This is a genomic window from Sphingomonas sp. CFBP 13720, from assembly GCF_014842075.1.
Taxonomy (GTDB): domain Bacteria; phylum Pseudomonadota; class Alphaproteobacteria; order Sphingomonadales; family Sphingomonadaceae; genus Sphingomonas.
The window spans coordinates 82,821-101,123 of the sequence record NZ_JACYVA010000009.1 but is presented as its reverse complement, the minus strand read 5'-3'; the positions used below and the strand labels follow the sequence as shown (position 1 = coordinate 101,123).

Sequence of the window (18,303 nt, the reverse complement as noted above, 5' to 3'; positions counted from 1 at the left end):
TCGAGACCCGTGAATGAAGACCATAAAAATCTTGCACAGGTTGCCGGCGGCGACGCTTCGCATAAGCGCCGCCGTTACTACGATTACGTTGGTATTGGCATCACCTGCAGCCGGTCAACTCGACGGGAATTTCGACGAAACAAAAGTCGCGCCCTATGCTCTGCCCGACGCATTGATAATGGCGGACGGACGTCGTGTCAGGGACAGTGCCATGTGGCACAGGGAACGACGGCCAGAACTTCTCGGGATGTTCGAAGCGAACATCTATGGAGTCAGTCCGGCATCCGGCAACTTACGATTTCGGGTCACTGACGTCGAGCGCAACGCTTTGGGTGGCCTTGCCACCCGTAAGCAGGTCACCTTGTACCTCGATGGGAAGACAGATGGCCCGCAGACGTCGGTGCTGCTCTACCTGCCGAACGGCGCGGGGAAGCGCAGAGCGCCCATCTTCGTGGGACTGAACTTTCACGGGAATCAGGCAATCACGTTTGATCCGGCGGTCGCCATTGCGCACAGCTGGGTCGTTCCGGGCGAAGGGATTCGCAAAAACAGAGCGACGGCGGCCTCCCGCGGTATCGACGCCGCCGAATGGCCCCTCGAACAGATTTTGAAAGCGGGCTACGGCATCGCGACCTATTTTCCGGGCGACCTGTACCCCGACAGCGACGACAAGATCGCTGAAAGCATCCACCCGTATTACCGGACAAGCCCATCCGATCCGCAGCATTGGGGAGCGATCGCTACGTGGGCATGGGGCCTTGGTCGCGTGTACGACTATCTTGCGCGGGACCCACAGGTGGACGCGAAACGCGTGATCGTGTTCGGCCATTCCCGCTACGGTAAAGCGGCGCTATGGGCTGGCGCACGCGACCAGCGCTTTGCAATGGTGGTCGCAAATGATTCCGGTGGTGGCGGCGCGAAGCTGTTCCGCAGGAATTACGGCGAGACGATCCGCGTCATGAACAATTACTGGTTCGCGCCACGGTACAAAACATTCGCGGGGCGGGAAGCGGAACTTCCGGTCGATCAACACGAGTTGATTGCACTAGTCGCGCCTCGCCCGGTTTACATCGCCAGCGCGAGTGAGGACCTTTGGGCAGATCCGCGCGGTGAATTCGCTGCCGCAAAGGGGGCGGATCCCGTTTACCGATTGCTGGGCGGGGACGGATTGGACGCCACAGTCATGCCGCTTCCGAACACTCCCATACATAGCAGGATCGGTTATCATCTCCGCCGCGGCCCGCATGCTATCACGCCGTATGATTGGGGACAGTTCATCGCCTTTGCGGATCGTCATTTACGACCCGGCAATTGACGGCGCCGATCAGATCGGGGTCAACTGCGCTTGAAAGCGTCGGATCGTAGCGTTTGCGTCGCGCCAGCCCGAAGTTGGATGTCGGCAGCTCCGTTCGGTGCGACGATCCTGCGGCGAATGGATCGGCTGGCAGTAATCGTCAGGACATCGACTTCGCCGTTCTTCCAGCTAAGATCGATACGACAGCCACCGCGCTGAAGAATGCCGTGGATCGAACCGCTCGGCCACTCGCCCGGCAGCGCCGGCAGCAAGCGAAGCATTTCGCCGCGCGTTTGGATCAGCATTTCGATGATACCCGCGACCCCACCGAAGTTTCCATCGATCTGGAACGGCGGATGCGCGTCGAACAGGTTGGGATAGGTCCGTTCGGGGGACAGTAGCCTCGTGAGAATGCGATGCGCACGTCCTCCATCGCGTAGCCGCGCCCAAAGGTTCAGCCGCCAGCCCAGCCCCCAGCCGGTAGCGTCGTCGCCACGAACTTCGAGAGAGCGTCGTGCTGCGTGGGCGAGGCGCGGCGTATTGTCGACGTCGATTTGCTGGCTCGGATAAAGCCCATAGAGATGGGAGACGTGGCGGTGGTGAATATCCGGGGCCGCCCCGTCCCAATCGTGCTGCCACTCTTGCAACTGTCCAGCGGCACCGACGCGATCGGGCGGGAGTTGCGCGCGGATGCGGGCAAATTCTGCCTGAAGTCCTGCGTCCCGCTTGAGTCGTCGTGCAGCGTCGGCGGCACGATCGAACAGATCGCGCAGAAGCTGTGAGTCGATCGCGGGACCGGCGCACAGGGTCGAGCCATATGGATGCTCGTTCTCTGGTGAATTGGATGGGTTCGTGACGAGATACTTTGTCTGCGGATCGCGCTGAAGCGTATCGACATGAAATAGCGCTGCATCACGCAAGATAGGATAAATACGCGTAAGCAGCGCGTCGTCAGGATGGTATTCCCAATGGTCCCAAAGCTGGCAGGCGAGCCAAGCGGCACCGCACGGCCAGATCCCAGTGCGCGCATGATCGACCGGCGTTGAAGTACGCCACAAGTCGGTGTTGTGGTGTGCGACCCAGCCGCGTGCGCCGTACATCGCATCGGCCGTACGACGGCCGGATACTGCAAGCTCCTCGACCATGCGAACGAACGGTTCGAAGCATTTGGACAGGTTCGCACTGTCCGCCGGCCAGTAATTCATCTCTGCGTTGATGTTCAGCGTGTACTTGGATCCCCACGGCGGCCGGTTGCGGTCGTTCCAGATACCTTGAAGGTTGGCCGGCTGGGTTCCCGGTCGTGAGCTCGATATCATCAGGTAGCGGCCGAACTGGAAGTAGAGCGCAGCCAGCGCAGGATCCAGAGTGCCGCCGCTACGCCGGATGCGCTGGTCGGTCGGACGGGTTGCCTGCGCCGCCCCACCCAGATCGATCGACACCCGACGGAACAGCTTCTGATGTGCCTGAACGTGCCGGTCGCGCAAATCGGCGTAGGAGAAACGTCTGGTGCGGGCGATCGCCTCGGCAGTATCGCGTGCCGGATCCCCGGACAGGTCGGTCGGCGAGCGGAAATTGGTCGATGCTGCCAGAAGCACCGTAACTTGCTTCGCCCCATGGACATGGAGTTTGTCGTCGACCAGTTCCAGCGCAGCGCCGTCGCTTACGATCGCAACCCGGACATCGAAGCGTAGTCGGCCTTCGACACCCCGATCGGAGTTGTTGTATCCCGAAAGGACAAGCACCCCGTCCTCAATTCGGGTTCTTGCGCGCTGCCCGGTATCGAGCGCAACGGAAAGATCAACTGCGACATCGCTCGTCACGTGAACCGCAAGCACCTGATCGGGCTCGCTAGCGAAGGCTTCGCGGCGAATGGTCTTTCCGCCTGCCTGGAAACGCGTTTCCGTAATAGCCGTATCGAGATCGAGCGAACGACGATATCCTTCGACATCGGTTTCGTTCAGGTCAATCAGATCTATCAGCAGATCGCCAAGTGCTTGATACGACATCTGCCGCATCGGGTTCGACTGTAAATCCTGCGCAGCAAGTGTCTCTGCATCCTTATATTTTCCACTGAATATCAACTTACGTACTTCGTCCAAGCTCGCCTTGGCACGCGAATTGATCGCTTCGTAAGGTCCGCCCGACCAAAGCGTGTCTTCATTCAGCTGAAGGCGCTCACGTTTGATCCCGCCATACACCATCGCGCCTAGGCGACCGTTGCCGATCGGCAGCGCTTCCTCCCATATGCGTGCGGTATCGGTGTACCACAGCAGCGATGTCATCAATGGCGCCGCGCTTCGTTCCTGCGCGGCGGCACTGCGCATCGGCGACAGGTTGGCTCCTGCGAAAAGCGGTATCCCGGCCTTCAGCAGATTTCTTCGCCCTAACCGCATTTCGTTCTCTTCCTTGGTTACCGCAATCATGCCAAGTTATCATACGACTGACAACTGACCGGCTTGGGAGTAACGGAATGGCGCGAAGCGGTTGGCGTTGGGCACGCGCGCTGTTGTTGATCCTGTTAGCCTGTGCTCAACCCGCCATCGCGCGGGAAACCGTCCGACTGGAGAATGAATGGTCCTCGACCCTCGTGGAGGATGGATCGTCGCCCGACTTTTCGGGCGACGCTGTGAACACGCGCGGCTGGCAATCGATCGCTCTTCCACACAACTGGCAGGGTTATTCCTACAACAGGCAACTCCGCGTCGGTGCGCGACATGGGGTAGCGTGGTATCGAAAGTCCATCGAACTCGCGTTGCCGGCGGCGGATGAGCGGATCGCACTTCGATTCGAAGGAGTAAATAGCTACGCGACCGTGTGGGTGAACGGCCGACAAGTCGGACGGCACGCAGGCGGGCTTACGAGTTTCGAAGTAGAAATTACGGCTGCGGTGAAGCGGGGGCGCAACCAGATAGCGGTGCGTGTCGACAATCCGGCCGGCATCACCGATCTTCCCTGGGTATCGGGCGACGATCAGCCAGAGAATGGTTTTGCCGAAGGATCGCAGCCGTTCGGAATTTTTCGCCCGGTCCATCTCGAACGATCGTCTGCGGTGCGGGTGCGGCCCTTCGGGGTCTATGCGTGGGGTCCGCAGGGACAGATCGACGCCCGAATGGCGCACCTAACCGCGCGAGTTGAGTTGGAGAACCGCTCGGCCGAAACACGAATGGTAGATGTCGAGGTAGCACTGCTCGACGGGAGCGGCCGGGCCGTAACGAGCCTGATCTTTGCGCAGCGATTGAGGCCAGCAGAGGAATTGAGCACCGATCGCGCTCTGCCAGCGATTGCTCGCCCGCATCTGTGGTCGCCTGCCGACCCCTATCTGCACAATCTGCGTACGCGCATCCGCTATCGCGGCAAGCTTATCGACGAAACATCGACCAGCTTTGGCATTCGTGACGTACGAACCGTAGAAGATACCTCCGGGCACAAACGGTTGCTTGTTAACGGCAAGCCGGTGTTCCTGCACGGCATCGCGGAATACGAGCATCTGCTCGGTGGTAGCCATGCTTTTTCGGACGAGCAGGTGCGCGCCCGCGTCAGGCAGGCAGCGGCCGCCGGGATGAACGCGTGGCGCGACGCGCATTACCCACATAATCTGCGTTACGGCGAAGCGATTGCCGAGGCGGGAATCATGTGGTGGCCTCAGTTCAGCGCCCATATCTGGTTCGACAATCCAGCTTTCCGGGCAAACTTTCGAGCTCGTTTGGCAGATTGGGTACGAGAACGACGTAACAACCCAGCGGTCTTCCTGTGGGGCCTTCAAAACGAAAGTCGACTTCCCAAGGCGTTCGCCGAAGAAATGGTCGCGTTGATTCGCGAGATAGATCCGATGGCTTCGGTCTCACGGCTGGTGGTTACGTGTAATGGCGGATCCGGGACCGATTGGAACGTACCGCAAAACTGGTCGGGAACGTATGGAGGAGATCCCGGGAAGTTCGATACCGAACTCGCCACGCAGGGACTGGTCGGGGAATATGGCGGCTGGCGCTCATTGGGTCTGCACGACGAACTCCCGCACGCCGCCACCCCGCCGACCTCCGAGGAACATTTCGCAAATCTTATGCAGACGAAGGCACGCTTGGCGGATAGCGTGTCGGATCGGGCAATCGGCCATTTCCAATGGCTGCTGGCCACCCATGAAAATCCGGGGCGGCCGATGCGCGCCGACGGAACCCAGATTTGGGACGGCGTTCGCGCGCTCGACCATATTGGTCCTGCCAACAACAAGGGGTTGATGACCCTTTGGGGCGAACCGACCGACGCCTTCTATATGTACCGCGCCCGCAATATACCCGCGAGCCGCGAGGCGATGGCGTATATCGTGTCCCATACCTGGCCGGACCGGTGGCAGGGTGCGGGCACGCGATCCGGTATTGAAGTCTATTCGAATTGCGACACGGTCGCGCTTTACAACGACGACGCCGGGAAGGTGCCTCTCGGACAACGAGGTCGGAACGCGGAGCAGCGGTTCGTATGGGACAATGTGCCCATCCGTTATGATCGCCTGCGCGCCGATTGCATCGTCGGCGGGCGAATTGCTGCACAGGATCGGCTGCGACTGAACAACCTTCCGTCGCCGCCAGGAACCGAGACGGCGGAGCCAGCCGGACAAGCCCGCGGTCGCGATACAGCGTTAGTCCGCGTGAATACGGGCGGCGACCGGATCGTGGATGCAGAAGGCCGGGTGTGGCAGGCGGATCGAATGTGGATGCCTGGCCGCGCTTGGGGTTGGGAGAGCTGGGCCGGGGCGTATTCCGGCCTCGATCCAATGCTCGGTAGCCGCAGGCCGGTGTATGATCAGGTCGGGGGAACGCAATCAGCGGACCTCTACGCGGGATTTCGTTACGGTCGCCAGGCGCTCGCGTATCGGTTCGCGGTGCCAAATGGCAGATACCGCGTGGAGCTTCATTTCGTCGAGCCATGGTACGGCCGCGCCGATATCGATGCGCGGGGCTGGCGCGTGTTCGACGTGGCCATCAACGACCGAACCGTCGTCGACGATCTCGACATTTTCGCAGAGGCAGGGTTCGGCAAGGCGTTGGTGCGGTCGGTGACTGCCGAAGTGACGGACGGCACGATCCGTATCGGCTTTCCCGAGGTGAAAGCCGGACAGGCAATTGTTGCCGGTATCGCCATCGTACCCATAGGCGGCCGTAAGGGGGCCGAATTCCCGGAACAGGCGCTGACCAGCGACCTCGTAGCGCAACTCGACGGACCAGACGTCGCGCTCGACCGGTTCGTTGACAATGGCCGGAAGGCGATGGGAGAAGCACGCTGGACGCGGTTGCCTTATATGCTGCTCGACAGCGATGCGATCCGGCGAACGGGGTCGAGCGGCGCAGTGACGCTCACGCCTCGCGTCGACGTTCGACTGTACCAGGCACGTACCGGCGATTCGGTGCCAGCCGGATGGCAACCAACCGACTACCGAGCGGGCATGATCTTGCCGGCCACCGGCGTGCTCACGCCAGTGAGCTTCGTCGAACGCCAGCTAAAGGCGGGCCAGCAAATAACGTTCTCGTCGGACCTGCCAGTATTGGTCCGGAGCGCACTGTCATCCCCGTACGCCCCCGGTAACTTCAGCTTTGCCAAGGACCGGACGCTGTTCGAAGCCGAAGCTGAAGGCGTTGCAATCCGCGGCGGCCAGGTGGCCAATGCACTTCGGGGGCATTCGGGACCCGGCTATGTTCAATTGGATGGCAAAGCGGCGGGCGAGGTTAGCTGGACGGTCGAGACCGGTGCGGCGGCTCGCCGTAAAGCAACGATCCGTTATCAGGCAGGCACCCTTCGCAACGGCGAGCTGGTTCTGGTCGACGTAAGCGGCATCGCCGTTGTACGGATGCCGGTGCGTTTTCCGGCCGCCGGCGATTGGAGCGACATATCGATCGAGACCCCCGGCTTCGTGAACGCCGGGACATATCGCCTGGTGTTGCAGCTACCGGCAGGGTCCGTCGTTGCTGTAGACTCGCTGCGTTTCGAATGAACAGATGCCTATCGAAAGAACAAGCATCGTTCTGCTTTCCGCATCGAGTTTTCTACCGGCAAGGGGCACGGGGCCGGTGACGAAATGACCATGACTACAGGTCAGCCTCGTGTTCCATGTTCTTGCCGGCCATCACACCGGCAGTAATCTCAGAGGCGTTAAGCGATGCCCGGCGAATGAACAAAAAGTTGCCGGGCACAGGCAGCTTGCTCAAAAGGTAACGATCGCTTTCAGCACATGATCAGCGTCGGCGATCAGTTCGGGAACGCTTTTCGGCAAATCGTCCGCGTCGACGCTATGCGTGTGAAGCGCTTCCGCCGGAATTGTTTTGTCTCGGAGCGCTGCAATGACCCGCGCGAAGTCGACGCCGAGCGCGTTGCGACTCGCAATCAGCATAGCCTCACGCTTGTGGAACTCAGGATCCGGGAAAACAAGATCGTCGGTCGCGACGCCCACAAGGATGTAGCGGCCGCCATGTGCGACATAATTCAGCCCCGCGCGCATCGCATGAATGTTGCCGGTAGCGTCGAAAACTGCGTCGTAGAAGTCGCCAGCGGTCGAATCGGAAAGACGGTCACCCGCCTTCTCATCTGCATGGATCCCATCATCAAAGCCAAGCTGATCGCGAGCATAATCCAGCCGCGATTGCCGGGTGTCCAGCAGGGTCACACGTGCGCCGTCCGCCCTTGCAAACAATGCGACTGCAACACCGATCGGGCCCGCGCCGACAACCAGAACGCGCTCGCCGGGACAAAGCGCGGCTCGGGCGACCGCATGCGCGCCGATGGCGAGGAATTCGACCATTGCCGCCTGGTCCAAACTTAGTCCCGTAGCGTCAATAACTGCGGTTTGAGGCACCACGATCTCGTCGCACATGCCGCCGTCGGTGTGGACGCCAAGCACCAGAATCTGGTTGCAACAGTTCGGCTTTCCTTTGCGACACGCAACGCAGGTACCGCATGACAGATACGGGATGATCGTCACCAACTGGCCACGGCTCAATTTCGAATCTTCCGGGACCTCCAACACCTCCCCTGCCAGTTCATGCCCCAGAACACGCGGATAGCTCGCGAACGGCTGATTGCCGGCAAAGATATGATAGTCGGTACCGCATAGGCCGACACGGCGGATGCGGACCCGGACTTGGCCCAGGCCGAGTTCGGGGCGGGGTCGATCGACAATCTGCAACTCGAATGGCTGCTCACATACGACTGCCTTCAACGCCTCATCTCCTTTTTCAACTGGCGCCCGTTGATCGGGCCTTGCCGCACTAACGTGACGTAGCCCCTTGATCCACGATCATAGGCAAGGATGAACAGACGATCGCAAGCTAAGCCGCGCAGCGGGAAACTGTCAAACTACCCACGGCCTAGCCCGTTTACCCCTATTGCAGTTTCACGGCAGCCGCGCTTCCTTTCCCCTGAAAGAGCGAAGCAGATTCGGATGCAGAACGCCTGGCGGACACTAAGGCCGATTTGCTGCAGGGAACGATGCTGGTTTCGAGCTTCCCCGTAGGTCTGACAATGCCCTATGGATCCAACAGGCAGCCGTTCGGCTCGGGGCAGGACGCAACTCACAAACAACTGGCTAACTTGATAGGAGTAACGTGATTTGAATAAAGCGCTGTTCGTCGCGATTTTATGCGCATCACCGTTATTCTCGAACGCGTTTGCGGCTCCGGCCAAGACTGACACCATGACAGTTCGCGGACGGTTCCTCCATACAGCGGCGGGCGAGCGTGTAGTGTTGCGCGGTGTCAATGAGATGTTCTCTTCATCACCCGATCCGACAGGTGTGCGTACATTGCCGGAGATCGCCAAAACGGGTGCCAATGCCGTCCGCATCATGACGCAGCCGCGCTACCCCGCAGCCAGTCTCGACGCGATCATCCGCAACAGCATTACGAACGGGATGATCCCGATCGTCGAATGCCATGCCGCTACGGGCAAATGGGAAAAGCTGGGCGACTGTGTCGAGTATTGGATCCGGCCTGACATTGCCGCAGTGATACGTCGCCATCAGCGCTGGGTGTTGGTGAACATTGCAAACGAGGCGGGCAAGGAAGTGTCGCAACGCGACTTTCTTGCCGGGTACCGGGACGCGATCGCGCGTATCCGTTCGGTCGGCATTCAAGTTCCGCTCGTGATCGACGGGTCCGATTGGGGCAAGGAGTACCGGATGCTACTGGATAGCTGGGCTCCGCTTAATGCAGGCGATCCCCGCCATGCCATCATCGTTTCCGCTCATAGCTACTGGGTTGGTACGGAGGAGGAGCGAAAGACACCGTATCGCGAAATCATTGCCCGCGTGACCCGGGAAGGCATTCCTTTCCTGCTCGGCGAGGGACCGACCGCCGCAGGTTGGGACTGCAAACCCTCCCCTTATCGCTGGGCGATGGGTGAGTTGCAGCGCGCGGAGATCGGCTGGTTGACCTGGTCCTGGGGAATGGTGCCGAATGGCGATTGTCGGGAGGAGAACCGGTACGACGTGACGGACGGAGGGCAGTTCGGCGCATGGAAATCGGAATCTGGGGAGGCGATGATGATCTCCGACCCGGCCAGCATCCGCAACACGTCGCGCAGGCCGTGCTCGATCGGTAATGCCGGCGTGGGCTGCGTCCGGCCGAAGCGACCCCGCCACTCCTGATGGCAAATGACACATTGGACTCTGTCAGACCAAGGTGGCACGACCGTTCGGCCTAGAACAACGGGCGGACATGAACCGAACATCAAGAGCCAAACGACCCAGCCCGTTCCGCCGGTTCAGTTCGTCGCCTGAAGTCATCCGGCTGGTGGTGATGATGTACGTACGGTTCCCGCTGTCGCTGCGGAACGTGAGGACCTGCTGTTCGAGCGTGGCATCGACATCTGTCACGAGACGGTGCGGATGTGGCGGAACAGGTTGGCCCGATGTTCGCCGGTTACATCAGGCGTCAGCGGGTGTCGCGCAGGCGCGGCTTTCGCAAGTGGCTGGCACCTCGACGAGATGTACGTGAAGCTCAACGGTCAGATGGTCTACCTGTGGCGAGCCGTCGACCACCAGGGCGAGATCCTCGAGAGCTACATCACTAAAACACGCGACAAGGACGCAGCGCTCACCTTCACGAGGAAAGCGCCCAAGCGTCATGGCTCACCCGCAGCGATCACCACTGATAGCCTGCGCTCCTACCGGGCCGCGATGAAGGATCTGGGTAACCCCGAGAAGCAGGAGGTGGGTCGCTGGGCAAACAATCGGGTGGAGAACAGTCATCTGCCATTCCGACGAAGGAACCGGGCCATGCTCCGGTTCCAGGCGAATAAGCTCCTTACGGAAGTTCGCTTCGGTGCACGCCAACGTCCACAATCACTTCAACCTCGAACGCCATCTCGTCGACCCACAGACCTACAAGGAACGACGCTCTGCCGCCTGGCAAAGTGGCATGCCATTGCGAGCTAGCATCCTGTCTTCAAAGACCGACCTGCATCGTGCAGAGAGCGGTTCGCGTTAGACTGACAGCACCCCGTCGGTCGTCCGAACAAAATCGGCGCGATATCGACGCAATCGAAGTGCGCGATCGATCATCACACCAACCGTCCATTGGACAGACAGCCTGACGGAAAGAGGACGAGCAACCTCGCCCGAAACCAGCCAAACCGGCCGACGATCCGCCAGTCCGCCAGTCCGCCACATAAACGAAAAGGGAGGCCGGTTGCCCGACCTCCCTTCCGAAACACTGATTCCGAAGAACCGGTGATTACATGGCTGCGCCTGCACCCGCACCCGGACCGTACGTGATTTCCACGCGACGGTTCTGGAGCTCGCGGACGCCGTCCTGCGTCTCGACGCGCGGGCGGCCTTCGCCGAACGCTTCGGTCGAGATCGACGAACCGCCGATGCCGCGACCTTCGAGATACGCACGGACCGAGTCCGCACGACGCTGCGAAAGGCCGACGTTGTACGATGCCGAACCCGAACGATCCGCGTGTCCGGCAATCATGACCTGCGAATTGCTGCAGTTCTGATAGTTCGAAATGGCGTTGTCGAGAATCCCGGCCGCTTCCGGCGTGATGTCCGACTTGTCCCACTCGAAGAACACGATGTACGGTCCCGGCGTGCAGACCGTTATCGGCGGCGGCGGCGTATCGACCGGCTGCGGCGGCGGCGGAGCAACAGGCTCAGGCGGCAGCGGCGGCGGCACTTCTGCCGGTGCGCCGAAGTTGAAGGTCACGCCACCCAGCAGGCTGTGCGAACGGAACCGGCCGTCATAGCCGACGCCGCGCACGTTCTGGATCTTCACGTCTTCAGCGTTGAAGAAGCGATACTTCAGCGAAACGTCGACGTTCTCGCTCAGCGGGGCGCGGATACCCGCAATCGCCTGCCATGCGAATACCGTGTCGGAATCGTCCAGCGCGGTGAAGCTGTTGCTGACGCGATAGTCGCTCGCCTTGACGCGTGCGATACCGGCACCGCCGCCGACGAAGCCGCTGATGGCGTCGTCGTCACCGAAGTCGAGCAGGGCGTTGCCCATGAAGCTCAGCGCCGAGGTACGGCCACCGCCGCTGTAGGTGCCTGCGCCGACCGCCGTGGTCGGGCCGGTCGCGATCGCGCCGGTCGTACGAAGTTCGTCGACGGTCGCGCTGCGATAGCTGACTTCGGCTTCGATGCGGAGCGCACCGAAGTCGTAGCCGATCAGGCCACCGACGTCGTAGCCATAGTCGCTGTCGACGGTGGTGACGCCGCCGGCCGGAGTGGTGAGATCATAGTCGATGTCTTCGACGATCATCGCGCCGCCTTCCACACCCACATACCACGCGTTGTCGCGGGCGAGGGCGGGAGTTGCAAGCGCGGTGGTCGCGAGCGCCAATGTGACGGCAAGCTTCCGCATTCTAGTCCCCTTTCAAAGTTGTCCTACGGACACGGCAAACCAAGTACCGGGGCGTTAGTTTCCACGCAAGCGCACAAAAATCGTGGTGTTGCGCAAACGACACGGTTTCAACCGGCGATCAGACCATGACCTCGTAGCGCGACCAATACCCGTTCGAGCACGGCCCGGCATTCGGAATCAACACTATTTCCGCCGGCAGGTCCAATGATTTCCGGCTGTTGCGCCCCGACCACCGCCGTGCCGCCGATCACCAGCCGCGTCGCGCGGACTTCGCCTGGATGCCAGCGTGTGCCGCGGAACGTCGCGGTCGTTTCGCCACCGGCCCACCACAATGTCATCCCGTCGCGGGGAACGACGAACCGCCAACCACCGGCCGTCCACCCCGCCACCTGCCCCGTGCGCCCGGTCCATGCTCCGGTAGGTGCGTCGCCCACGATCCAGCATTGCCCGACATCCGGTGCGGCAGGGGGCGTGTCTTCCGCGACGCCTGTTACGCAACCGTGCAGCAACAGGTCGATACGGGTCAGCGCCTCGTTATGCGTCATTTCCTTTTGCGCCTGCGCAACGTGCAGCAGCGGCAGCGACAGTCGGGTGGTATCGTCGGTCATCGGTTCGTCTCCGGTCGATAGACGGCACGTGCCGGACGCGATGCGCCGTACGTGCCGATCTGGATGATCTCGATGGTCGCCGGTCCGGCGGGTAGCGGCAGGGTGGCCGTCGGTCCGGCCACGTCGATCGTGAGCATGACATCGCCCTCGACCAGCACGACCCGGTACGCCTCGCGCTCCTCGCCTAGCGGCACGTCGATCGCATCGTGCCACCACCATCCGCTGCGCGCACGCCGCACCCATGCGATGTGCAGCGCCGCGCCGTCGTGGTGCAGTGTCACATGAACCGGGGTGGGCGGCACGATCCCCCGTCCGTCCGGCACGATCATCGCCTGCACGACGTCTTCGTCGGCGATACCCGTCGCCATTACCGTCAGCGACCGCGCGATCGCCGGTGCCGGATCGTCGACCATTCGGAGGGTCGCCGGATCGAGCAACACGAACGCCTCGTCCGCACCATGGCCGCCGCTCGCCCATTCGGTCCCGCGCCGCCCGCGCCACAATCGCGACAGCCGCCACCGCGCCGGCCCGACTCGCTCGGCCCGGCCGAACTGGACGATCTCGTCGCCGATCGCCGCCGCATTGGCGCCATGGTCCAGCATGTCCGCATCGGCATCGCCCAGCGTCATGCCGTCATGCAGCAGCGCGACTTCCACCACCGTCGCCCGGTCCTCGATCGTCGCCGGCCCGTCGCGCATCGCCGCCGCGACCCGGCCGATCACCCCCGCCGCAGCACTGGTGCCGACATCGCGCCAGCCACCCCCGTCCTGCGCCATCAGCGCCGCCCGCCGCCACCCCGCCGCACTTCCCGCCGTTACCGCTGCGACCGCCGGCGCGTCCGACAGCGCCTCGCCCGGTGGAAGCTCCACCAGTTGCAACCGCGTCGTCCCCGCCGGCACGTCCGCCGCCAGCACCGGCACGCCCGTCAGGGCAGCGGGGGGCAGCGTCGCACCGGCGATCCGCACCAGTTCGACCACCACCGTCAGCGCCTCGACCCGTACCCGCCGCGCGCGCCACGACCCGGTTTCGCCCGCGATGGCGATCCGGTCGCCCGCCGCCACGTCCAGCGCATCCCAGCCCAGCGTCACCGTCCGCACCTCGCCCGCCAGCAGCATCCGGGCGGCGGCATCGCCCGCGATCCCCGCCGCGTCCGCCGCGCGCATCGCGGCGGGCAGATCGATCCGCACCGTCCGCCCGGCCCCGCCCGGGCGCAGCACCTGCTGCATTCCGATCTGATAATCGCGATCGACATCGTGATAGGCGATAGTGACATCCGCCGGCACCATCCGCGCCCGGCGCCACGTCGCCGCCGTGCCGTCGTCGCGCACGACCCGCACCGGCCCCGGTCCGCGTCGCACCAAGACGCCACCCCCATCGGCGGCATACCACCCGCCCGTCGGGCCGGTCAGCGCGTCGACGGCATCGCGCACCGACGCACCGGTCGCGGCGAAGCCGTGCAGCACTAGCCCGCCCGCCTCCGCCCGCACCGCCCCCTCGCCCAGCGTTTCCACCACCATGCCCATCGTCACCGCCACATCGTCCGCCTCAACCTCGAACGTCAGCGACGGGATACGATTGCCGAAGTCGGCCAGCGCCAGATCCTCGAACACGGCATAGGCGACGCCGCGATGCGCGGGCGCATTGCCGATCCCGACGATGCTGGCGATCAGCGGGTCGGGTGCCTGCGCCTCATCGCCGCGATACAGCCGGAACCGGGTGCGGGTCTTCCAGTCGCCCGCCGCCCCGCGCAACAGCTTGCCCTCCGCCCAGATCCGCTTCACCCCCCGGATCGGCCGTCCCGACAGCGCGACCGCGAACGATGCGGAATAGCTGTACTGCGTCGGCTGCCCCTTGCCGCCGCTGCCGCCCGTTTCCTTCAGGTCAGTCGCCCAGATGACCGTCCCCGCCACCCGGATCGTCCCGAACAGTTTCGGGATCGCGGTGCCATAGCTCGACGTCTGTACCTGAAGGTCGCTCAGCCGCGGCCCTTCCGCCCCGCGCGATCCGAACAGCGCATTGTCCACCGCCTGCCCCGCCATCGCACCGATCGCCGCCCCGATCGGCCCGCCCAGCGCGCCCCCCACTGCCGTCAGCACGATCGTCGCCATCCTCGCCCTCCCCCGTTGATCGCCAGATGCCCGCCACCGGCCATGGCGGCGTCCCCGGCCGCTCGACCACCCGCCGCGCCACCGCATCGGCGTGGACGATCCCGTCGCCGGTCCCGATCGCCAGATGAAGCTGCCCCGGCGCACTATGCAGCACCAGCACGTCGCCCGGCCGAACGACCGCCACCGGCCACAACCCCGCCGCGAGCAGCCCCGCCGCCATCCGCCCCGCATCGTCGCATCGCAGCGGATAGCCCGCCGGCACCGCCACCCCCAGCGCCCAGCCGACCAGCCCGATACAATCGAGCCCGCCCGCCGGATCGCGCCCCTGCGCCCGGAACCGGCATCCCACTACCGCCCGCGCGCGCGCCACCACCGCGCTCATCCGCCGGGATAACGCGTCAGCAGGTCGATCCCCGGCAGATACGGTTCCCCCCGGAAATTGGCGACGTTGTCGAACCGGTCGCGGCATGTCGCCAATGTCCCGTCGCACCCCTGTTCGATTTCGACCAGCGCGCCGGTGCCGTCGAACCGGGGTGGCCGGACCAGCGTCACCCCGTCGGCATCGCCGCCCGCGATGTCGTCAGACAGCCCGCCATTGGCCCCGCCGATCCAGCGTAACCGTCCCCGCGCGCACCCTTCGCCACCGCCGCCAATCCGCAGCACCGCACCGTCCTGCGCCGTCACCGTCGCGATCCGCCGCCGCCCCGCCATCGCCACCCGGCACCGCCGGTCGCCCAGCGTCGCACGACACCCCGGCGACGTCGCCTCGACAACCGGTTCGTCCAGCCGCGCCTGTCCGCCCAACAGTTCGGCGGTATAGCCGCCACGGCCCGCCTCCACCGCCCCGATCCGTCCTTCGGCCAACGGCACCGGCACTGCCGGATCCGTCCAGTCGACCGCGAACACCGCCACCCGCGCACCGTCGAACCGCCCCGCCAACAGGTCGCGCTCACCGATCGCGGCGTGGCTCAACGGCCCGCCGACCTCCAGCGCGGGCGCGTCCAGCGTATCGTCGCGCACGATGGCGGACGGCGTCATCCCCGGCGACGCGCAATACACCAGCCCGTCGACCACCAGATCGCGGTCATGCGCGGTCAGCGCGATCGTCACCCCGTCGCGGCGCTCGATCCGCCAGCACCAGCACAGGCTCGTCAACGCGTTCATGCCTCGCGCACCTCGATCAGCGGCACCGACGGTGCCTCCCCCGCGCCATGCGTCGTGCGCGCCACGCGCAACCGGTCCTCGGCAAAGCGCACCGGCACGTCGAACGCGAACCCCGCCGTCACCCGCGCGCCGGGCGGCGGCGGCTGGTCCAGCGTTACCTGTCCCCCCGCCGCGACCGTACAGCCCTGCGTCGCGACGCCGTTCACCGCCACGCGCACGCTGCCGGCCACCGGCCGCGTGATCCGCCGCACCATGTCGCCATAGCGCCGGACCAGCGCAAACCGCACCTGCGCTCCGTCGCCCATGCCCAGCAGCACGTCGTCGGCGCGTACCGGATCGCCGGTCGCGTGATCGAACGGGTCCTGCAACCGGAACGCGCGCGCCGCCCCCATCCGCGCGCGGAAGAAGTCGAGCAACAGCGCGATATCGCCATCGGACCGCACCCCCGGCCCGACATCGTATCGCGTGCGCGGTTCGGCCCAGTCGATGTTGCGCGCCTCCGCGCCGCCCCCGCCGGTCGCGATCATCGTCGACGTCTCGGGCATCACTTCCGCCTCGCGCCCCAGCGCCAGCGGAAAGCGCACGTCATCGAATGGCTGCACGTCATCCTCCCCGTCGAATTGCACGAACCCGTCGCGCAGCACCTGTGGCAGCGCCCAGACGAACGTCTCCACGCCGCGCCCGCGCGCCGCATCCGCCGCCGCCGCGATCTCGCGCCACTGCGCCCGATCCTCGGGCCGCAGCACGAAGCCCGCGAAATAATGCTGTTCGTCCGGCCGATAGCCCAGCCGCGCTTCCGCCGCCGAAAGCCCGCGCGCGGTCGCCCCGGCATTGCCGGTCGCCGCCCAGTCGTAATCCTCCAACTGCAACACGTCGAACGCGGGCCGAGCCCACCCGACCGGCAGGTTCGCGCGCTTCAGTTCGGGGGCCAGCGGATCGAGGATCGACGGCAGATAGGCGAGCAGCAGCGTCTCGACCGCCCCCGCCGCCTTCGCCGCCGCGACCAGTGCGGCGGTCGACGCAGCCAGCAATTCCCCGGCCCGGTCGAGCAGGGCGATCCGCGCCGCGTCCATCGGCGCGCGCACCTGGTCGATCACCGGCGGATCGCCGCCGAATGCCGCGCGCGCGGCATCGTCGTACAGGCAGGGTCGCCCGTCGGGCGTCACCCACCACCATGGTTCGCCCACCTGAAACCGCGCCACCAGCCCCGCCGCCGTCGCGATCGCGACGAACGCCTGCGCCACCGCGCGTAGATACGCCATCGCCCCGCCATGCGCGGGCGACAGCAACGTCGATGGCGGCACCCATCCGGTCAGCGCGGGCGATCCGTCCGCCGCCCGCTGTTTCCAGTGGTCCGGGCAATGCGCGTCGAACAATTCGTAACTGAGCGACCAGATGATCGAATAGCCCAGCGCCCGCGCCCGTTCGGCAAAGTCCCGATGCCAGCGCACGCATGCCGCGTTCAGCACCGCACCGTCCGCCGCCACGACCCATTGGTCGCCCTGTCGTTCGAGCCGGAAATAATGGCTCATCCCGACATAATGGACGATGCTGCCGCGATAACCGAGGCGCAGGGCATTGTGCAGCAGCCGCGCGGGCGTCAGGTGATAGCTGTCGTCATATCCGCTCGCGATGCGCAGCCCGTGTTCGGGCACCACCACGTCGCCGATCGTCAGCACCGATCCCGGCCCGTCGCACCGCAGGTCGGTCAGTTCGACCCATCCTTCGACCGGCGCGGCAAGCGGTCCGTCGCCCGCATCATACTCCGGCGGCACCATCGACACGAACATCCGGTCGATATCGCCCGCCCACACCGGATCGGCCTCGCCCGGCAACAGGAACCCGCCGTCGACCGATGCGAAATCGATCGCGATCCGCGCGTCCTGCGGCGTACCGGTCGCGTAATTCCACAACCGCACATACCATGCCCGCGGCTGACCGCCTGCATCGCGCCCCTCGATCGTCAGCACCGGGCCATGCACCGCGTCCAGCGTGCACACCCCGGCCGATCGCCAGCGGAACGCCAGTCGGCACCCGCGAAAATCGCGGTCGGTGGCATAGCGCAGCAATGGATGATCGTGCCGGTCCTCCGCCGCCCAGATCAACCCCGCCAGATCGTCGCGCCGATAGAACACGCAATCCACGCGCAGCGCGTCCGGCGCGGTCGTCACCACCGACGCCATCATCGGGCGCGGAAAATCGACCGTCCAGTACATCGGGTCGAACCGCGTCAGCACGCGCGCGTCCTGCACGGTGCGTTCACTCGCCAGCCAATGCCCCAT

Annotated in this window: 10 protein-coding genes and 1 pseudogene; 4 read left to right on the top strand and 7 right to left on the bottom strand. The window is 64.4% G+C overall.

The window, feature by feature from the left end:
• Positions 1 to 13 precede the first annotated feature (13 nt).
• Positions 14 to 1,315 carry an alpha/beta hydrolase family protein gene (locus IFT55_RS15525; protein WP_197976491.1) on the top strand — a complete coding sequence of 434 codons (1,302 nt, stop codon included), beginning with the start codon at positions 14 to 16 and terminating at the stop codon, positions 1,313 to 1,315.
• 20 nt (positions 1,316 to 1,335) lie between these two features.
• Here IFT55_RS15525 and IFT55_RS15520 read toward each other — a convergent pair whose 3' ends face one another.
• Positions 1,336 to 3,717 carry a glycoside hydrolase family 95 protein gene (locus IFT55_RS15520; RefSeq protein ID WP_192093263.1) on the bottom strand — a complete coding sequence of 794 codons (2,382 nt, stop codon included), beginning with the start codon at positions 3,715 to 3,717 and terminating at the stop codon, positions 1,336 to 1,338.
• A gap of 47 nt (positions 3,718 to 3,764) precedes the next feature.
• On the opposite strand from IFT55_RS15520, the gene IFT55_RS15515 reads away from it, so the two are divergent.
• Positions 3,765 to 7,277 (top strand): malectin domain-containing carbohydrate-binding protein, encoded by a 3,513-nt coding sequence (locus IFT55_RS15515; RefSeq protein WP_192093262.1) that lies wholly within the window; start codon positions 3,765 to 3,767, stop codon positions 7,275 to 7,277.
• Between the two features lie 210 nt (positions 7,278 to 7,487).
• Here IFT55_RS15515 and IFT55_RS15510 read toward each other — a convergent pair whose 3' ends face one another.
• Positions 7,488 to 8,498 carry a zinc-binding alcohol dehydrogenase family protein gene (locus tag IFT55_RS15510; protein WP_192093261.1) on the bottom strand — a complete coding sequence of 337 codons (1,011 nt, stop codon included), beginning with the start codon at positions 8,496 to 8,498 and terminating at the stop codon, positions 7,488 to 7,490.
• Between the two features lie 390 nt (positions 8,499 to 8,888).
• Between IFT55_RS15510 and IFT55_RS15505 the strand changes: the two genes are divergently transcribed.
• Together IFT55_RS15505 and IFT55_RS17800 are read left to right on the top strand one after the other, a co-directional pair.
• Positions 8,889 to 9,923 (top strand): cellulase family glycosylhydrolase, encoded by a 1,035-nt coding sequence (locus tag IFT55_RS15505; protein ID WP_192093260.1) that lies wholly within the window; start codon positions 8,889 to 8,891, stop codon positions 9,921 to 9,923.
• 70 nt (positions 9,924 to 9,993) lie between these two features.
• Positions 9,994 to 10,701: pseudogene (locus tag IFT55_RS17800) on the top strand (IS6 family transposase); the annotation flags it as partial.
• 309 nt (positions 10,702 to 11,010) lie between these two features.
• Here IFT55_RS17800 and IFT55_RS15495 read toward each other — a convergent pair.
• From IFT55_RS15495 to IFT55_RS15470, 5 genes are all read right to left on the bottom strand, one after another.
• Positions 11,011 to 12,141: an OmpA family protein gene (locus IFT55_RS15495; RefSeq protein ID WP_192093259.1), complete on the bottom strand. Its 1,131-nt coding sequence runs from the start codon at positions 12,139 to 12,141 to the stop codon at positions 11,011 to 11,013.
• A gap of 107 nt (positions 12,142 to 12,248) precedes the next feature.
• The gene (locus tag IFT55_RS15490) at positions 12,249 to 12,749 is read right to left on the bottom strand and encodes a DUF2793 domain-containing protein (protein WP_192093258.1); all 501 of its coding nucleotides are present in this window, start codon (positions 12,747 to 12,749) and stop codon (positions 12,249 to 12,251) included.
• Positions 12,746 to 14,857: a GTA baseplate fiber-binding domain-containing protein gene (locus tag IFT55_RS15485; RefSeq protein WP_192093257.1), complete on the bottom strand. Its 2,112-nt coding sequence runs from the start codon at positions 14,855 to 14,857 to the stop codon at positions 12,746 to 12,748. Before IFT55_RS15485 ends, IFT55_RS15490 begins: the two co-directional genes overlap by 4 nt.
• 378 nt (positions 14,858 to 15,235) lie before the next feature.
• The gene (locus IFT55_RS15475) at positions 15,236 to 16,021 is read right to left on the bottom strand and encodes a DUF2163 domain-containing protein (protein WP_192093256.1); all 786 of its coding nucleotides are present in this window, start codon (positions 16,019 to 16,021) and stop codon (positions 15,236 to 15,238) included.
• Positions 16,018 to 18,303, bottom strand: a complete 2,286-nt coding sequence (locus tag IFT55_RS15470) for a DUF2460 domain-containing protein (RefSeq protein ID WP_192093255.1) — start codon at positions 18,301 to 18,303, stop codon at positions 16,018 to 16,020. The genes IFT55_RS15475 and IFT55_RS15470 overlap by 4 nt, the downstream gene beginning before the upstream one ends.